The sequence below is a fragment of the Streptomyces sp. NPDC055140 genome, from assembly GCF_053607285.1.
Genome location: NZ_JBSGTG010000037.1, coordinates 35,431 through 53,740, shown reverse-complemented (window position 1 = coordinate 53,740; position 18,310 = coordinate 35,431). Strand labels below are relative to the sequence as shown.

13 protein-coding genes and 2 pseudogenes are annotated in these 18,310 nt (G+C 67.1%); 10 read left to right on the top strand and 5 right to left on the bottom strand.

Annotated elements, in window-relative coordinates:
• Positions 1–544: 544 nt before the first annotated feature.
• Positions 545–2,218 carry a tetratricopeptide repeat protein gene (locus ACWFR4_RS41455; protein ID WP_453656739.1) on the bottom strand — a complete coding sequence of 558 codons (1,674 nt, stop codon included), beginning with the start codon at positions 2,216–2,218 and terminating at the stop codon, positions 545–547.
• 285 nt (positions 2,219–2,503) lie between these two features.
• Complete coding sequence (locus tag ACWFR4_RS41450) at positions 2,504–3,184, bottom strand: hypothetical protein (RefSeq protein WP_453656738.1); 681 nt, start codon at positions 3,182–3,184, stop codon at positions 2,504–2,506.
• 617 nt (positions 3,185–3,801) lie between these two features.
• Between ACWFR4_RS41450 and ACWFR4_RS41445 the strand changes: the two genes are divergently transcribed.
• The 6 genes and pseudogenes from ACWFR4_RS41445 to ACWFR4_RS41420 form a co-directional block, all read left to right on the top strand.
• Positions 3,802–4,989 carry a Cmx/CmrA family chloramphenicol efflux MFS transporter gene (locus ACWFR4_RS41445; RefSeq protein ID WP_453656737.1) on the top strand — a complete coding sequence of 396 codons (1,188 nt, stop codon included), beginning with the start codon at positions 3,802–3,804 and terminating at the stop codon, positions 4,987–4,989.
• A gap of 182 nt (positions 4,990–5,171) precedes the next feature.
• Complete coding sequence (locus tag ACWFR4_RS41440) at positions 5,172–5,936, top strand: alpha/beta fold hydrolase (RefSeq protein WP_453656736.1); 765 nt, start codon at positions 5,172–5,174, stop codon at positions 5,934–5,936.
• A 325-nt stretch (positions 5,937–6,261) separates the two neighbouring features.
• The gene (locus tag ACWFR4_RS41435) at positions 6,262–6,504 is read left to right on the top strand and encodes a transposase (RefSeq protein ID WP_453656735.1); all 243 of its coding nucleotides are present in this window, start codon (positions 6,262–6,264) and stop codon (positions 6,502–6,504) included.
• 361 nt (positions 6,505–6,865) lie between these two features.
• On the top strand, positions 6,866–7,300 hold the full coding sequence (locus ACWFR4_RS41430; protein WP_344518767.1) for a VOC family protein: 435 nt from the start codon (positions 6,866–6,868) through the stop codon (positions 7,298–7,300).
• A 151-nt stretch (positions 7,301–7,451) separates the two neighbouring features.
• Positions 7,452–8,153, top strand: a complete 702-nt coding sequence (locus tag ACWFR4_RS41425; RefSeq protein ID WP_453656734.1) for a class I SAM-dependent methyltransferase — start codon at positions 7,452–7,454, stop codon at positions 8,151–8,153.
• 16 nt (positions 8,154–8,169) lie between these two features.
• Positions 8,170–8,556: pseudogene (locus ACWFR4_RS41420) on the top strand (transposase); the annotation flags it as partial.
• A gap of 201 nt (positions 8,557–8,757) precedes the next feature.
• Here the strand turns inward: ACWFR4_RS41420 and ACWFR4_RS41415 are convergent.
• Positions 8,758–9,225 (bottom strand): hypothetical protein, encoded by a 468-nt coding sequence (locus tag ACWFR4_RS41415; protein ID WP_453656733.1) that lies wholly within the window; start codon positions 9,223–9,225, stop codon positions 8,758–8,760.
• Between the two features lie 843 nt (positions 9,226–10,068).
• Here ACWFR4_RS41415 and ACWFR4_RS41410 point away from each other — a divergent pair.
• Positions 10,069–10,785 carry a hypothetical protein gene (locus tag ACWFR4_RS41410; RefSeq protein ID WP_453656747.1) on the top strand — a complete coding sequence of 239 codons (717 nt, stop codon included), beginning with the start codon at positions 10,069–10,071 and terminating at the stop codon, positions 10,783–10,785.
• Positions 10,786–11,463: 678 nt separating this feature from the next.
• Positions 11,464–12,021: a GNAT family N-acetyltransferase gene (locus ACWFR4_RS41405; protein WP_453656732.1), complete on the top strand. Its 558-nt coding sequence runs from the start codon at positions 11,464–11,466 to the stop codon at positions 12,019–12,021.
• Positions 12,022–12,894: 873 nt separating this feature from the next.
• On the opposite strand, the gene ACWFR4_RS41400 is transcribed toward ACWFR4_RS41405, so the two are convergent.
• The gene (locus tag ACWFR4_RS41400; RefSeq protein WP_453656731.1) at positions 12,895–14,088 is read right to left on the bottom strand and encodes an RNA-guided endonuclease InsQ/TnpB family protein; all 1,194 of its coding nucleotides are present in this window, start codon (positions 14,086–14,088) and stop codon (positions 12,895–12,897) included.
• Between the two features lie 152 nt (positions 14,089–14,240).
• Between ACWFR4_RS41400 and ACWFR4_RS41395 the strand changes: the two genes are divergently transcribed.
• Complete coding sequence (locus tag ACWFR4_RS41395; RefSeq protein ID WP_453656730.1) at positions 14,241–16,472, top strand: penicillin acylase family protein; 2,232 nt, start codon at positions 14,241–14,243, stop codon at positions 16,470–16,472.
• 423 nt (positions 16,473–16,895) lie between these two features.
• Positions 16,896–17,345, top strand: coding sequence for a hypothetical protein (locus ACWFR4_RS41390; RefSeq protein WP_453469907.1), 450 nt, complete (start codon positions 16,896–16,898; stop codon positions 17,343–17,345).
• Between the two features lie 274 nt (positions 17,346–17,619).
• On the opposite strand, the pseudogene ACWFR4_RS41385 reads toward ACWFR4_RS41390, so the two are convergent.
• Positions 17,620–17,775: pseudogene (locus ACWFR4_RS41385) on the bottom strand (LacI family DNA-binding transcriptional regulator); the annotation flags it as partial.
• Positions 17,776–18,310: the final 535 nt, after the last annotated feature.

Here is an 18,310-nt window from a genome sequence, read left to right as displayed (position 1 = left end):
CAAGGCAGGAGATGCTCACCGCTGCCCTGCGGCCGAGACGTTTCACGCGAATTCCTCTCATCGTCGCCTCCCCGGTCCCGCAGGCCGAGCTCGAGGCATCGTGACCGTGCAGGAACGAACGGAGCCGCAACATCCCTCGAACGAGGGCGTGCCCATGGTCGATCCGGACGTGTGCTGGAAAGCCGCTTCCCTCCCAATACCGAACCGAGCTGCGGCACCATGTGCCGTTGGCTTCACGGATTGCGACCGGAGCGTCGCGAAACGACCGTCTGGCGACACTCGCACCCGGTGATCACGAACCCGTGGTGCCGGTAGGAACCGTGTCACCGGTTCATGCTTTGTTAAGTTCCGGCTCTGGCCTTTTTTGTGCTGAGGCGCGCGCACGGTGGGCAGCGGTTGAGGTACTCCTGCGCCGCGAACTCGCGCCCAGCCGCCCACACGGGCTCCGGTGGCTCCAAGGGCGTCGGAGAGCTTCACCCCTGCCCTCGCCTGTTTAGCAGCGAGCTGCGCGGCGAAGCTGTGGCCCCCGTCCTGCCACTGGGCTTCAGCAGCAGTGGGTCTCGACGGCGCCGGCGACGGCTTCGAGACGGCAGAAGCAGGACGCCTCGATCGGTACGTCCGCCACGGCGACCGCAATCTTCAACTGCTGGGCCACAATGTGTGCCTCCCCCACCTTGCCCAGACGGACCAGGCACTCGTGGAATCCATGCAACGCCCAGACGTTGCCGGGGTGTTGCAGGGAGCGAGGCAGCGTGTCGTCGAGCCCCAGGTCGGCGCGGTAGACGGCAGCCGCCTCCGCGACGCGCCCCTGTTCCAGGAGCAGGGCTCCGTATGCGTGTCGGGCGGGCTGCATCCAGCCCCACGGCTCGTCGTAGGGAAGGTTGTCGTCCAGGGCGATCGACCGCTCAAGCGCGGCGAAAGCCGCGTCGTAATGGCCCCGGCGGTACTCCAGTTCGCCGTCGAGCATCGCTGAGGCGATCGCGAGGATGTCGGCGCAGGTGTTGTTGAAGAGCATCCGCGTCTCCGGGACCCGGGAGACCGCCTCATGGAACAGTTCACGCTCGGCCTCTGCCTCAGTGATCCGCGCGGTGGCCGAGAAGGCGACACCGCGGGCGTAGTGGAGCATCGCGGTCGTCACGCAGTACAGCCGCGGTTCGGCAGGCATCGGCAACTGCAGGATGTCGGACCAGCGGCCGAAACGGATCAGCACATGGACGCGCATGGCGAGGAAGCCCTCCAGCCAGTCCGCCATGGGTGGGCTCTCCACCCGCAGCAGTTCTTCGGGGATGGAGGCTTCGAGTTGCGCGGCGGTCTCCAGCGCGGTCTTGGACTGGCCGAGGAACATCGCACCGTAAATCTTGAAGTGGTAGTTGTGCGACCGGTACAGGGTGTAAAAGTTCATCGCGCCGGCCCGCGCGTGGAACTTCTCGTCGGCGACGATCGCGCTGCTGTTGTCCGACACGACGCGTCGGTAGTCGCCGCAGAGCACATCCAGATGCGTGGGCATGTGCTGAAGATGGCCGGCGTCCGGCACCAGGCCACGCAGCCGATCGGCCACGGGCAGCGCGGTCTCGGGGGTGGACGACATCTCCGTCAGGTGGATGTACATGTGCAGCAGTCCGGGGTGCTCCGTCCCGGCCTCGGTGGCCATGGCCCGCTCCAGGACGGCTCTGGCCTCCAGCGTGCGAGCGCCCTCCGCCGGCTCGCCGGTCCGTAGGTTCCACAGCTGCCAGGGCGTGAGGTTCATCAGGGCGTCGGCATAGAGCGTTGCTACATCAGGATCTTCGGGGGCGAGTTCGTACACGGCGCGCATACTGTCCGCGTACGCCTCGCTCCACACCGAGCAGTCCTCGACGGCCTCCGCGTGCGGGTAGCGGGCCTGCAGCGCCCGGATCAAAGCCTGTTCGACGGGGGTGGCTGCGGCCGCCTTCCTTTGCGCCCGCTCCACGGCGGCGTGGGCGCGGTCGACGCTCCGGGCCAGGTCATCGTCGTCGAAGAACTCCCAGGGCTTGTTGTAGTTCGGGCCGAGGGCGTAGGCGATGCCCCAGTAGGCCATGGCGCAGTCGGGATCCGCCGCGGCGGCCGCCTCGAAACAGCAGACGGCTTCCTCGTGGTGGAAGGCATAAGACCAGACCAATCCGCGATCGAACCACGTCTGGGCAGAGGGAGAGGACGTCGTCACGGGGCGGCTGTGGGTGCCGAGATCGTAGTAATCCATGCGTCTCTCCTCAAGGAGACCCGGTGGAGAGAATGAGCCGGTCCGCCCGGCCGGACATGGACACGCGCCACGCCCGGCACGCGCTGTCCCCCCGCGGTCGAGGCTCCGAGGGACATCTACCGTCGAGGCTAGGCCGTTTCTTGAGGATCATCGGAGCGCTGGTCTGGTGTGTCTTTGACTGACGCCCAGCTGCACGGCCTGCATAAGCTGTTCCACCGCCCCAAGCCTCGTACCCACCACCAGGCGAGATCGGCAGAGCCCCTCAGCCTCGCCGGCCCGCCCGGATCAGGGCAGCGTCGTCGGCAGGCATCCACGCGGGACGAAGTACCAGCTCTGCAGCCCCACGCCGTCGGTGCTGCCGCCGCGCGGATCGCGCACCATCACGTAGTGGCCGTCGCGGCTGACGTAGCGCCACAGCACTGTCTGGCCGATAGCGACCTGGGTGTTCAGCGGAGCACTCGGGGTGGTGGGCACCGCCCACGGGCGCACGTTCCCGTAGCCCGTGATGTGGCTGCCGTCGTACGTGGCGCAGCCTGATCCGGCGACCGTGGTCACGGTGGCACCGTCCGACGTTCCGCCTCCGATCTGGCCGTTGGTGAACTCCGACGTCGGCATGGTCACCGGGTCACCGCACTCGTTGGCGTGCGCCTCGTCGCCGGAGGCCGCGCCGTCGTAGATCCACAGACATGAGTTGAGGTCGCCGTAGATGTGGCCCCAGCGATAGCCGCCCTGGGGGTCGCCCTGGATGTCGACGGTCCAGCCGCGGTAGGCGGTGCCGATGACGTACGAGGCGGGGGAGCGGCGCAACAGTGTGTAATCGCTGTCGACGCTCTTGCGGACGGCGGCCTGAGCGGCGGGGACGCCGCCGGTGTACGGCAGGGCGAGGCCGACGGCGGCGGCAGCTGCGGCGAGCGCCGCGGTCAGGGCCGCGCGGCGGGGTGAGCGGGTGGTGCTCCTGTTTCGCATGACTTCTCCTGCCGTGAGGTGACCACGACGGCCTTGCCGGCCGCCCGGGTGAGCGTGGTGCGGCCGAGCGGGGCGTGGACGGCGGCCGGGCGGAATCCGGGCCAGGCGCGCCGCGTGCCGGCAACTGACCTCGATTAATGGGGACTTGGGGTGATTCGAGTGACGGGCGGTGCGATCCCAGGACCATGGCACCCCCCAAATCCCGGAAGGCGCAAGGGTTTCACGGAATCCGTGCTGCGGACCGTCACCGCCTGCTCATCGTTCCCCCGGATTGGCCGGATTGGCCGGATTGGCCGGATTGGCGCGTCCGGCGGCCCACGCCCACTGCGCATCAGCCGACGGCACAACCCGAGAGCGAAGGTGGGTGACGTTGGTGACACAGGCCGATGCCGGTGAAACCCAGATGCTTCGACAGGTACCGGTCGGGTAGCGTGCGCGCCATGTCGAGTCCTGAGTCAGACAAGGTGGGGGCTTTCGGTCACGCCGTCAGCCCCCTGAAGCCCTGAACGCGTAGCCCTGTCGTTGCGCCGCATTCTGCGGTGGGACGAGTGTGCCCGTGGGGCTGGCCGCGGTGACGAGATGACCTTCTCGTGCTTCTCCTCACCTCGGAGCCTTCGATGCCTTTCCCGCTGTACCTGCTTGCCATGGCGGTCTTCGCCATGGGCACCTCGGAGTTCATGCTCGCCGGGCTGTTGCCGGACATCGCCTCAGATTTCGACGTCACAGTCGGGACAGCAAGCGTGCTCACCTCAGCCTTCGCGATCGGCATGATGGTCGGCGCCCCGCTTGTGGCCGCGCTTGCGCGCAACTGGCCCAGGCGCTCCAACCTTCTCGGATTCGTCCTTACTTTCGCGGCAGCTCACGCTGTGGGCGCCATCACCACGAGCTTTCCGGTCCTGGTTGCCACCCGGGTCGTTGCCGCGCTCGCGAACGCAGGGTTCATCGCCGTCGCCCTGACGGCTGCCGCCACGCTGGTTCCGGCCGACAAGAAGGGGCGTGCGCTGGCCGTCCTGCTGTCGGGCACGACGGTGGCGACCGTCGCCGGTGTCCCTGGCGGGTCGGTACTCGGCACGATGCTCGGCTGGCGGGCCACATTCTGGGCAGTCGCCGCTTTCTGCCTGCCTGCAGCCCTCGGCATTCTGAAGGGCATCCCAGCTGGACAGGGGAAGGAAGACGCGACTGGCGGGCCGACCTTGCGAGCGGAGCTCGCCCCGCTCACACGGCCGCGGTTGATCCTGGTGATGCTGCTCGGCGCGCTGGTGAACGCGGCAACTTTTGGAAGCTTCACCTTCCTCGCCCCCGTCGTGACCGACACCGCCGGGCTGAGCGAGCTGTGGATCTCTGTCGTTCTGGTGCTCTTCGGAGCCGGTTCCTTCGTCGGCGTCACCGTCGCGGGCCGGCTGTCCGACCGGCGTCCAGGTCTGGTCATCGCAGTCGGTGGTCCGCTGCTGCTCGTCGGCTGGCCGGCCCTGGCGGTACTGGCCGACAAGCCGGTCGCCCTGTGCACCCTGGTGTTCGTACAAGGTGCGCTGTCGTTCGCACTCGGCAGCACGCTGATCACGCGGGTCCTCTACGAGGCAGCGGAGGCCCCTACCATGGCCGGCTCGTATGCGACCGCAGCACTCAACTTCGGTGCCGCCGCCGGTCCCCTCGTCGCCGCGACCACCCTCAGTACCGAGGTCGGGGACCTCGGACCGCTGTGGGCGAGCGGGCTCCTGGTCGCTGTCGCGCTGCTCATCGCGTTCCCCCTCCGCACTGTGGTCGCGGCCGGCCGAAGCGCCGACGTGCTCCAGCGACGCATGTGAACGCTCTCCGCCCTTGGGACAACGGGATGAACCCGCCGCCCCAACTCTCGGAAGACCTACCGCCCCCCACATAAGCGGTGCCATCCAATGCAACTCGTTCTGACTGAGAGGAGAGCGGTTCTGTTCTCTGTCGGCTGCTGGTCAGCCGTGGGGTGTCAGTGGTGCCGCATAGCATCCCCATCATGCGTGAGTTCTTCGTGGTCGACGGGCGGAAGCTGTCGTATCTGGACTTCGGTGGTCCGGGTACTCCGCTTTTGGCCCTGCACGGGCACTACAACGAGGCGACGGCGTTCGCGTCCATGGCTGAGGCGCTGGCGCCGCGGTGGAGGGTGATCGCGCTCGATCAACGCGGGCACGGTGAGTCCGATCGTGCTCAGAGCTACGAGCGGGACGATTACGTCGCTGAAGTAGCTGCGTTCCATCGGCATCTGAACATCGGCCCGGTGGCGGTGCTGGGCCACTCGCTGGGCGGAGTGAACGCATACCAGTACGCTGCCCGGCAGCCGGATCGGGTCTGTGCGCTGATAGTCGAGGACATCGGCGCGGTGGTGGACAGTGACTGGTCATTCACCCTGCGCCTGCCTCGCCTAACGCCTTCGCGTCAGGAACTGGTGGCCGCACTGGGCTCGGCGGCTGCCTACCTGGAGTGTTCCTTCCGCCGGTCCGAGGGCGGCTGGGGATTCTCGTTCGACATCGAGCACACGGTGGCGTCCCAGAAGGCACTCAATGGTGACCACTGGCAGGACTGGACGGCGGTGGCCTGCCCCACTCTGCTGATCCGTGGAACACGCAGCGATGAGCTGGCGGCCGCCCATGCCGGGGAAATGATCACCCGTCGTGTCGGCAAGGCCTGCCTCGCCGAGCTGCCTGCCGGTCATGTCGTGCACCACGATGCTCCGGCCCAGTTCGCCGCCGCCGTCGAGGATTTTCTGTCCGTTCAGGGCTGATCCGCAGAAGAGCTGCATGGGGATGGCCGGAAACCGTACGGCGTGAAGAACCGCGCTGATGAATTGAAGCGCTCTGGGGCATTCAAGCAGCTTGCCTTCCACTCCTGTTGTGCCTACGAGAAGCCGGATGGCAGCCACGTGACGGGCGACAGCTGGGACCTGGAGTCGTGGCGCCCCGACGTCTTTTGGGACTACGCGCTGAACCCGGTCACCGTTCCCGTCCACCGGTGCAACTGGACCTGACCGGCCGATGGCCGCACCGTCCCGTCCTGAGAGAACGCGGGCGGGGACGGCGCGCCGTAAGCCAGAGGTGGCTGCCCCACGTGTGGTCGGCGCAGACCATTACGCCATCCGCGAGGGCCGCCACTACGGCACTGTCCTCGTCGGCATCGAGGCCGGCGGCCCCATCGATCTGCTGCCCGACCGGGAGGCATCGAGTCTGGCGGCGTGGCTCGCCGACCGGCCAGGTGTTGGAATCGTGTGCCGGGACAGGTCACCGTTCTTCACCGAAGGTGCCGCCACAGGCGCCCCTCAGGTCATCCAGGTCGTGGACCGGTTGCATCTCTGACACAACCTGGGCGAAGCCGTCGAACGGGCCGTCGCCCAGCTCCGTCGATGCCTCCGAGCCCTCGTCCCTGCGGTCCGCGAATCCGAGCGGAGCCCGACCCGGAAGAGGAACCGTCCAACTCACCGAGAAAGCGATACCAGGAGCCCTAGGGTTGTCCCGCAACTGATATCAGCCTGAGGGTGGTTGGTCAGGACTGGATCCTGGGGATCACTGGAGCGCTCCGCCGCCACGGTCGCGTCGTTCTCGTGGACTGGGTTTGATCACTTGAAGTCCAAGGCGGCCCAGGACGCAACGGGTGACGGGCGGATCCTCCTGGGGAAAAGAGCGGCAGGATCCTCCTGGTACGCGGTACGGTGCGCCGATGTCAGCGATCAAGAAGTTCCAAGTCACCTTTGACTGCGCAGAACCGGAGCGCCTCGCTCGCTTCTGGTGTGAAGTGTTGGGGTACGTCATACCGCCGCCACCGGAGGGGCTCACCACCTGGGACGATTTCAACCGCACTCTGCCTCCTGAGAAGCAGGGATCCTGGTTCGCCTGCAGTGATCCCTCAGGCGTGGGCCCGCGCCTGTACTTCCAGCGCGTCCCCGAAGGAAAGATCGTCAAGAATCGGGTGCATCTCGACGTCCGGGTCGGCACCGGGCTTGTGGGGGACGAGCGCCTCGCCACGCTCGAAGCCGAGTGCGCACGACTGGTCGCGCTCGGTGCGACCCACGTGCAAACGCTGTACGCCGATGAGGAAAACGAGTCGTGCATCCCGATGCTGGACATCGAGGGCAACGAGTTCTGCATCGACTGAACATTCTCCGAGCCGGCGAGGTAGGGAGCCACCTTGCGGTGAGAGGTGTTGTGCTCCTCTTTCCAAGCCGGCAGTTCGGTCTGGCCGTGTCCTCGGTCCGGTGCTCGGAATTGGGTCGCTCGTGAGCGGTGAGCGGACGTAGCGTCCGTCCATGGACTGGAGCGCATGGCACGATCAGTACGACCTGGCCGACTCGTGGATGGCACGACGGTTACAGACGGTTCAAGCCCAGGTCGGCGCTGCGCTGTCCGGTGCCCCGGACGGTGATTTGAGGGTGATCAGCCTCTGCGCCGGGGAGGGCCGCGATCTTCTGGACGTTCTGGCTGGGCACCCCCGTCGCGACGATGTACGGGCGAAGCTCGTCGAGCTGGATCCGCGCAACACGTCGGCCGCGGCGGAACGGGCCGGCCGGGCCGGCCTGCAACACGTCGAGGTGGTGACGGGTGACGCCGGCCTTATCGACCAGTACGAGGACACGGCCCCTGCGGATCTCGTCCTCATCTGCGGCGTCTTCGGCAACATCACCGACGCTGACATCGAGCACACAATCGCCGCCTGCAGTCAGCTGTGCAAGGTCGGCGGAACCGTCATCTGGACCCGGCACCGCGCCGCACCCGACCGAGTACCGCAGATCTGCGAATGGTTCGAAGCGCAGGGCTTCGAACTTCAGTGGCTATCGGCAGCGGACGCCGGTTTCGGGGTCGGTGTGCACCGGTTCGCCGGAACACCCCACCCCGTGCACCGCGGCGACCGCCTGTTCGAGTTCGTCGGCTACGACGTGCTCCGTCAGGCAGCCACCACCGAATCCACCGCCGGAAACAAGCGCACGCCTCACGGCCAACGCCAGCTGTAGCCGACTGGAGCGTGCTCAGCGGTACTCCACCCATCACCAAGTTGCTATCGACGCCGACACCCTTCGCGTCGTCGCGGTCGGCCGGCCTCTGCCGGGCAACCGCAACGACTGCAGAGCCTGGGGGGAATCGGGAGCGAAGGCCGCCGTCGGCAACACCATGACGATCGCCGACGGCGGCTATCCAGGAACCGGACTCCTGATGCCGCACCGCCGCCGGGCCGGCGAGGAACTGCCCGACTGGAAACAGGACCACAACCGCTCCCACAAGCAGGTACGCGCCCGCGTCGAGCACACCTTCGCCCGAATGAAGACCTGGAAGATCCTCCGCGACTGCCGTCTCAAGGACAACGGCGTTCACCACGCCATGCTCGGCGTCGCCCGCCTGCACAACCTCAACCTCTCCAGAGAGGTCGGTCGTCACACAGCGACCGGCTCGCACTCATCCGAAGATCATTGCGGGACAAGCCTTTGCACGGGAATGTGGGAAACCGGCCCGTTCGACAGCGACCTCGCCGCAGATTTGTCGATGGACTCGACCTGATGACGATATGCCGGGGTCGCGAGGTCGCCGTGCCCGCCGCGGCCGTCGTCGGCGCAGTCGTGTCTACGGAGCGGTGCGCGCGGCATTGGCCCGCTCACGCACCTGGTCCGGATAGCGCTCCGTGAAGCGGGCCGCCAGGACAAGCAGGACCACCGGGATGATCCAGTTGAACCAGTCGGCGCCGGACGTCGTGTGCAGCGCGACCAGTCCGAGTGCGGCCGTGGCGACGAAGACGCAGCCCCAGACCAGGGTGAGCACACGGTTCACGTGCCGGAAGAGGGGAGTGCCCCAGACCTCCCGGGGCGTGGACTCCCGCGCGTACTGCTCGGTGAACGGCACGAATGCCAGCGATCCCAGCGCCACCGCCGCGATGACCGAACTGGACAGCACCTGGGCGTACGTCTCCAGCCAGAGCATGTCCTGACGGTCGAGAAAGAGTGCCAGGACAGCCATGACGCCGAAGAAGAGGATGCCGGCGACCTCCAGTGCCTTGAAGGAACCCCGGCGCAGATCCGGCAGGTTCAGCACCACTGCGGCGACGAGAGCCGCCAGCGCGGCGTACTCCCAAGTACTGGGAGACGCAATGACGTCGAAGATGATCCACGGAGCGAATGCGAATAGCAGATTCCCGGTCCGTCGCCCGGAATTCGCTGGCTCCACCGTGCACCTCCGGTGTCTGGCCCGAAGCGGCACAGTGCCGCCTGTCCATGGTGATTCCGTGCGGCACGGCGCCGCCTCTCCATGGTGATACGGAGCCGCGGCGCCCGCACCATCTCACTCACGCGTTGCAGCAGGTCCGCTCCGGCGATTGAATGGAAGGTCGGAACGGCACCCGACCAGGTGCGAACATCCCCCGTCGAGGGAGGCCATCACGGCCACGCACGCCCCGTAGCCGTTCGGCCAGACCCGCGTCCTCCACCTTTCAGGCCGGTTCGCCCCGGTCGCCGAGGAAGTGGACGAGACCGGGCTGCAGGTGACGGGGGACGGGCGGCAACTGGTGGGGCGAGCTGCAGGACGTTGAAGGGACGGTCAACGGGGCCAGCGGCGCCGACGCCGGATCTCCCTGACCGTCTACTGCGGTGTCGACGGTGTTCGGCTGACTTCTTCATTGCTGCCGGCGGTCAAGGCTTCCCGGGAGTTTGGACGCGGGTGCCGTAATCGCGAAGCCAACTGATCGTGCGATGGCGTGGTTCTGACGCGTGGTCCCGGACATGCCCTTTGAGCTGGGGTTGCTGCAATCCAACGCCGTTTCCTGGAACCGAAGTTGCTGAGACAGAACCCGGACATGCACAGGATCATTTCAGGATCGACTCGGCCCTAGTGTCATCGGTGTCAGTCAGGAAACACCGCAACCGACAGCCGCTGGAGATCATGATGCGTTCGCGTCTCGCCGCCCGTTCCGCCCGTCTCGTCCTGGCCGCGGCGGCCGTGACGGCTCTCGCCGCCACCACCACCGCCTGCAACAACGACGACACCGCGGACGCCGGCAGCTCCGCGACTCCCTCCGCCGTCGCCTCCGCCGACAGCGGCGGGAGCGGCAGCTCCTCCAGCGACAGCCCCTCCACCGCCGGCTCCAACTCCGGCGGCTCCACGGACAAGACCGGCTCCGGCGGCTCCACGGACAAGACCGGCTCCGGCGACGACAGCAAGAGCGGCTCCGGAGGCGGCGGGAAGAGTGGCTACGGACAGTCCTGTGGCACCAACGACCTGGACTTCACGGTCACCTCTCAGTCCCAGGCCGGCGGCTACTACCTCGTCGCCGCCAAGGCCAAGTCCGGCATCACCTGCTACTTGGATGTCAACACGCCCAGCGTGTCCTTCGGCTCCGGCGCCGACGGCGTCGCCTCGCCCGTCGGACAGGGTGGCGAAGACCCCATCAAGCTCACCGGCTCCGCCGTCGCGTACACCGGTATCAGCCCCAAGACCACCAAGAGCAACGCCGGCAAGGAATTCGAGAACGTCATCATCGCCACCACCGACAACGATCCCAACCCCGCCGAGCTCAAGCTCCCCGACACCGCCAACGTCGACAAGCCCATCGTCACCAACTGGTCCACCAACCGCGCCGAGACCGTCCCTGTCATCGTCTGACGAAGCCGACCGGGATCGTCGACATCGCGCTACGCACCACGACATCCGTCGACGCGGCCATCCCCGCGCACGAACAGCGGTGGCTGGGACCACATAGCCGTGTCGCTCGGTTGGACGGAGGGCCGGTGTCGTCGTGACCGCGTTCGAGCTGTGGTGGCCCGGCGAGGGCGCGTCTCCACACACGCGTCCTCCTGCTCGACGGGGACGAGGTGTTCACCACCCCCGCCCAGCAGCTCTTCGCGCGCCGCCCGCCGCGGCTGCCGAGTCGACGTCTCACAGTCCGAGTACCCGGTGAACACACCCGTGTACGGGACAAGCCGTAGTCATTTGGGCGGCGGAGCCTAGCTGGTCGTGCCAGGGCTGCCGACGATCTCGAAAGCGTCGTGACGCGAGTCGGCACGGGCCCAAATCCCACACCCACCACGGTGGTTGAAGGCTCCTGACCAGAGAAAATGGGCGGGAGCCGTCGCCGCTTCCGGTCCCCGTGGGGTGTCGCTGTTGCCCGTTGTTCCCCGCCCGATCGGGCACGGGAGGGGCACGGCCCGGCAGCCGGTCACCACCTGAACTCGGTTCTCCGCCCCGGCCGACTGCGGCCTGAGTGGGGTCGGGACTGGCGCGTGGGCGCCACTGTCCGGGAGTGTGTGAGCGTAACCGCACGGCCGTCCGAGGGAGTACCACATGGTGCAGCAGGGGATCATCGCGGTGGAGCGCATGGCCGGCTCGGCCGCAGCACAGGATGTGGACGCGTTCAGGCTGATCTACGCCGAAGCCTTCGCCGAGCCTCCTTATGACGAGACCGAGGACGACGTCGCTGCCGCCTTCCGCCGTTTCCCCGTCCAGGCTCGCAACCGCACCTTCCGCGCCACCCTGGCACGGTGCGAGGACGGCGAGCCGGTCGGCATGGCGTACGGCTACTCGCTCGGTTCCGACACGGGCTGGTGGGACGAACTGACCGAGCCGGTGCCCGAGGACATGCGGCGCGAGGACGGGCACCGCACCTTCGGGCTCATGGAACTCGCCGTGCGCGGACCGTGGCGTGGACAGGGCATCGCGCGTCGTCTGCACGAGATGCTGCTCGACGGCATCGGGCCCAAGCGGGTGCTGTTGAACGTCCACCCGGGCAGCAAGGCGGCGTCGGCCGCTTACCGGGCGTGGGGATACCGCAAGATCGGCGAGGCGCGGCTGTGGGGGGAGAGCGCGGACCTGCATGACGTGATGCTGCTCGATCTGCGCTGAGAGCAGTCAGTGAACGGATGAGTGTATTCCGGGTCGAGTTGCATGCAGGAGACGGCGGCGACGGCAATACCTCGGGTTTTTCACCGTGGGGGATATCCCGCTCGGATCTCCCCAGCCGGGAGCGGCGACGGACTCCGACTCTCTTGCGCCCAGACCGACGTGGACCATGGCCTGCAGGTCGTCGTCGGTGCAGTGGAGGGCTGCCCGGTGGGCGGCAGCGGGTTCGACGATGGAACGGACGTCGGCCAGGTCGCGCATGAGGCGCTGTGCGCCGCCTCGTTCGACCTGCCAGCGGATGAGGTCCGCGTCCAGCAGGGAAGTGCACCTGGCCGAGATCGACGAGGTGCCGACCGCCGGCTCCCTCTTGTGTCCCTGAGCTTGCCCGGTCAGCAGTCTCCGCCGACGTCGCTGCGGGCGGCCGAGCAACTGCCCGAGCACGGATGTTGATCCGCTTCTGGTGACAGCCCGTCACAGCGGAGATAGGTAGGCAGCCGCGCAGGTGGGACAGCCGCTCCTCACCGGACGAAGTACTTCCGATTGCCGTGGGGTGAGGCCTTGTCAGGGCGCTGCTTCCTGGATAGGACTGTCCGCGTAGGTGATCACCGGAACGTGCGTGTGCCGTCCGGGTGGTCACCTCGGTCGTGGTTGCCGGCTGCGCGGTGGAGGTGACGATCAGGGTGATGGCCGAGGGCGTCATTCCGTTGGGGTCTCACGGGCGTAGGGCGATGGGAGCGCCCTACCGGGCGGACAGAGCGCCAAGAGGTCGGCACGCGGACCACCGATGACCACACCGGGTGAGACCGAATGATCCCCTGATCCTCGAAGGAGAGTGGAGCAACTCTTGACGCTCGCCTCCCTGAAGGGAGGGGATTCTTACGGCTCGCGCCGTGAGGTTTCCTGTTTCATTGCCGACTGCCCGCCCGGAGAACACCGTTGAGGTCTTACATCAGCTCCGCAGGCTGCAACCGCCCGTCCGGCGGCCAGAAGGTTCTTCGCTGCGTTCACGTCCCGGTCATGGGTTGTGCCGCAGTCACACGTCCATGTGCGGACGCTGAGCGGCATCTTGTCAGCCAGGGTGCCGCAGGAGGAGCACAGTTTCGAGGAGGGGAACCATCGGTCGATGGCGATCACCTCGCGCCCGTACCAGGCGGCTTTGTACTCCAGCATGCTGCGGAACTGGGACCATGCGGCATCGCTGATGGCGCGGGCCAGTTTCCGGTTCTTGACCATGTTGTGCACGGTCAGGTTCTCGATCACGAGCGTTTGGTTTTCACGCACGAGCCGAGTGGTGATCTTGTGCAGGGTGTCGCGGCGGCGGTCTGCGATCCGGGCGTGGATCTTGGCGACTTTGCGCCGCGCCTTGGCCCGGTTCGCCGAGCCTTTGGTCTTCTTCGCCAGCCTGCGCTGAGCTTTCGCCAGTGCGGCGCGGTCGCGGCGCTCGTGCCGCGGGTTGGCGATCTTCTCGCCCGTCGAGAGGGTCAGGAGGTGGTCGAGACCGGCATCGATGCCGACCTCGGCATCAGTGGTGGGCAGGTGCTTGATGCTGGGGTCGTCGCACAACAGGGACACGAACCAGCGTCCGGCCGCGTCCTGCGACACGGTCACCGTGGTGGGGCTCATCCCTTCCGGCAACGGTCTCGACCACGCGATGTGCAGGGACTCGCTCATCTTCGCGAGTCTCAGCTCGCCGTCCCTGAAACGGAACGCCGAGGTGGTGTACTCGGCGGACTTCCGCGACTTCTTCCGGCTCTTGAAGCGCGGGTATTTGGCCCGCTTGCCGAAGAAGTGGATAAACGCCGCCTGCAGGTGCCGCAGGGCCTGCTGGAGCGGGACCGACGACACCTCGTTCAGATACGCCAGTTCCTCGGTCTTCTTCCACGCCGTCAGCATCGCGGAGCTCTGGCTGTAGTTGATCCGCTCCTGCCGCGCCCACGCTTCGGTCCGGGCGGCAAGCGCCAAGTTGTAGACCTTCCGCACACATCCGAACGTGCGCGACAGCTCCGCTGCCTGCGCGTCCGTCGGATAGAAGCGGTACTTGAATGCCCGCTTCACACGGCTCGTGGTCACACTCACAAACTAGCGTCGCCTCACGTGACGCCCAAACTCGCGGGTCAGAGCACTGCGATCCGCCCTTGCGGCGCATCCCAGCCCGCTGCCCTGCTCTGCAGGAGTCCGATTCTTCTTCGCCCTGAAGGGCGGAGTATCTACGGAGGTATCCGATGAGTCATGCGCAGAACTCCGGGGTGAGCCGGCGTCGCGTTCTGGGAGCGGCCGGGCTGGCCGTTGCCGCGGCGGGGCTGCAGGCCGGCGCCGCGTTCGCGCTGCCGGCGTCGGCACTGCCCGACGAGGCCCGCCGGCGCCGACACGCCGCACGGGTCACGATCACGCGCGACGACTGGGGTGTTCCCCACATCGTGGGCGAGACCGATGCCGACGCGGTGTTCGGGATGATGTACGCCCAGGCAGAGGACGACTTCAACCGGATCGAGCGGAACTACCTCGTCGCCATGGGCCGTCTCGCCGAGGCCGAGGGCGAGAGCGCGATATGGCAGGACCTGCGCCAGCGGCTGTTCCTCGACCCGGAGGAGTTGAAGAAGGACTACGCGAAGTGCCCGGCGTGGCTGCGCGCGTTGATGCGGGCCTGGGCGGACGGACTCAACCACTACCTCGCGACACATCCCGAGGTGCGCCCGCGGGTGCTCGACCGGTTCGAGCCGTGGATGCCGCTCAGCTTCTCCGAAGGCAGCATCGGCGGCGACATCGAATCAGTGCTGCTCACGCAGCTCGAGGCGTTCTACGACAAGACCGACGTACCGATGACCGACGAGGAGCGCGGCCTCGTGCAGCGCGAACCCACGGGGTCCAACGGCTTCGCGATCGCACCCAGCCACACGCGGGACGGCCACGCACTGCTGCTGATCAACCCGCACACCAGCTTCTTCTTCCGCGCGGAACAACATGTGACGAGCCGCGAGGGACTCAACGCCTACGGTGCCGCCACCTGGGGGCAGTTCTTCATCTACCAGGGCTTCAACGCGGACACGGGCTGGATGCACACGACGAGCGGTGTCGACAACATCGACGAGTTCGCCGAGACGATCGTGACAGGGGCCGACGGTGCTCGCTCCTACCGTTACGGCGAGGAACTACGCCCCGTCACGGCGAAGAAGGTCACGCTCTCCTTCCGTACCGATGAGGGCGGGCAGAAGGAGCGAACCTTCACGACGTACGCAACGCACCACGGCCCGATCGTGCGTGAGACGGACGGCAAGTGGATCGCGTGTGCGCTGATGAACAAGCCCGTCGAGGCGCTCCTGCAGAGCTTCCTGCGCACCACGACGCGGGACTATGCTGGCTATATCAAGGTCGCGGGCCTCAAGGCGAACAGCTCGAACAACACCCTCTTCGCGGACTCGAAGGGTGAGATCGCCTTCCTGATGCCGCAGTTCATGCCGGTGAGGGACGACCGGTTCGATTATCTCAAGGCGGTCGACGGCAGTGATCCGGCGACCGACTGGCATGGCCTGCACAGCCTGGACAGCATGCCGCGGGCCGTGAACCCGAAGAACGGCTGGGCGTTCAACACCAACAACTGGCCCTGGACGGCCGCCGGCGCGGACAGCCCCCACAAGGCCGACTTTCCGCGCTACTTCGACCGGTTCGGTGAGAACCCGCGCGGGCCGCATGCCATCCGGGTACTGAGTGCGCGCGACGACTTCACCCCGCAGACGCTGATCGAGGCCGCATTCGACCCGTATCTCACCGCCTTCGCGCGGCTGTTGCCGGGGCTCGTGGCGGCGTGGGACCAACTGCCCAAGGGGAACGGGCGGAAGGAGAAGCTGGCCGGTCCGATCGGCCTGCTGCGCGACTGGGACCTCCGGTGGTCAGCAGACTCGACCGCGACATCAGTAGCCGTGTTCTGGGGCGAGGACATGTGGGCACTCACAGTCCAGGCGGCGGCGGACGCCGGAATGTCGGTATGGGACTACATCGCTGACCGTGCCACGGATGCGCAGAGGCTCGGCGCACTCGAGACGGCGATACAGCGGCTGCAGTGGGACTTCGGCGGCTGGCAGGTGCCGTGGGGTGACATCAATCGCTACCAGCGCAACGACGGTGCGATCGTTCAGGAGTTCAGGGACGACAAGCCCAGCATCCCGGTGCCCTTCACCTCCTCGCGATGGGGCTCGCTCGCCTCGTTCGGCGCGATGGCCTACCCGGGAACCAAGCGTTACTACGGCACCAGTGGCAACAGTTTCGTGGCGGTCGTGGAGTTCGGGCCACGACTGCGCGCCTGGGCGGTGACGGCGGGCGGAGTGAGCGGACACCCCGACTCGCCACACTTCGGCGACCAGGCCGAACGCTATGCGCGGGGCGCCCTGCGGCCCGTCTACTTCTATCCCGAGGACCTCAAGGGGCACGTCGAGCGGAGGTACCGCCCCGGCATGTGACCGGCCGTCCGGGAACGGGGGCGGGGTACGGAGTGGCTGAACGGGTTCGCGGAGCCGCGTACGGGCCCCCGAGCCGTGGTCCCGGTTCCTGGCCGGCCCAGCTCGGCGCTGTTTCTCGGATCATGTGCGGAGCCAGATCAGGAGTGCTGCGAGTGTGATGGTGCCGAGGTAGATGCAGGCGCGTTTTTCGTAGAGGGTGGCGACGGCTCGGAGATCACGGCCGTGACGTGCAAGGTGGACTCGCTCCTGCAGAGCAACGGAGAGCGCACGGCCAGGTGGGACCTAGCCGCCTGAGGTGATCGGGTACCGGGGCACCGTCCGCTTCCGTTGGAGTGAAGAACTCGATGATCCGCTGCCCTCCGCGCCTCGACGCGTAATGGTTCCTTTGAGGCAATCAGGATCGAAGGGAGCAAGGTTTTGCATATGAGGCGTATCGGAACAATTCTGGGCGCTGCGGCGCTCACCATGCTGACCATTCCGGCGAACGCTCACGCCGCGGCAGTCGCCTGCGGCGGTGGTGTGTCGACCGGCCGGTTGGCCGTCAATGGCTGCATCAGCGCCCAGCGCGGGAAAGAAGGCAGGGTCTACACGCGGGAGATCACGGCGTACGTCAAGGCACGCAACACAGGGCCGAGGGCGGTGAACGTCTCCTACGAGGCGTTCTTTCGTGTCGTCGACGGTGGTTACTGGGTGAAGTTGGGCAGCGGTCGCACCTATGTCCCGGCCGGTGGGACTGTCGAGCCCACGGAGGTGGGAAGCTCGACTCGGGTGTGCGCGCCTGGTGTGAAGGTCGAGATTCGCGTACACGCCCGTGCTGACGGGGGCGCCTGGAGCGGCTGGTCCACGGCTGGCACGGCGCAGTGCCAGACCTGAGCGGCTGAACACGCGATGCCCGAAGGCCGGGGGTGGCACTGGTGAAGCTTCACCCGACGTGCACGCTGGTCCCGGCGGGCCGCAGTTCGTCGTGCCGGACCGGGTGAGGAGCGTGCGGCCTTCGGCCATGCGCAGCACCGTAGTGGTGGGGCCGGTTGATCCCGTACTCAACGGCATGACGCTCGCGGTGGTAGGTCTTGTCGAACTTCGGTGGCCGGCCCGCGTGCACCGTTCGATGGGTGAAGTATTGCGCGGCCCCGGGTGAGGTCCGGGGCCGTTGTCTGGCGTTCGGCAGGTTGGGGCGGTACGCCAGCTCCGCCGCGACCTGCCTGACACGCTCCCGCGTCCGGGGATCGACCTTGCCGAGTCCGTTCAGGGCGTGTGACACGGTCGTGCGCGAAACGCCGGCGACGCGTGCCACATCGGCGATCGTCGGTGGCCTCGGGCCGGGGGCGGAAGTAGCCGTCTGCGCAAGGACTCCTCGCCGGCGGGGACGGTGGACAGGTCCAGTTTCGCCGACGCAGCAGATGCCCGGGTTGGATCACCGGTGCGTCCATCCGGGTCACGTCCGGACGTCCCCCGAGCCAGAGGCGCTCAGTGGGGGTAGGTCGTTTCGCGCAAGGTGACCTCGGGATCCATGAGGAGATCAGCTATGTACGCAGTAATTCGGCGTTACGAAGGAGTGACTGACTCCGCCGAGGCAGGACGCCAGGTGGACGAGGGATTCGTGCCTCTCCTCCGCGGAGTCCCCGGTTTCGTGGCTTACTACTGGGTGGACGCCGGGGACGGAGTCATGGTCTCCACCAGCGTCTTTGAAGACCGATCCGGGGCCGAAGATTCGATCAACCGGGCGGCGGACTTCGTACGGGACAGGCTCTCGTCGCTGCTCCCCAACCCTCCTCAGGTCACGGCCGGCCCGGTTGTGGCTGCTGGGTAGCGACCGCCTCGAACCTGTGGCACTCAGG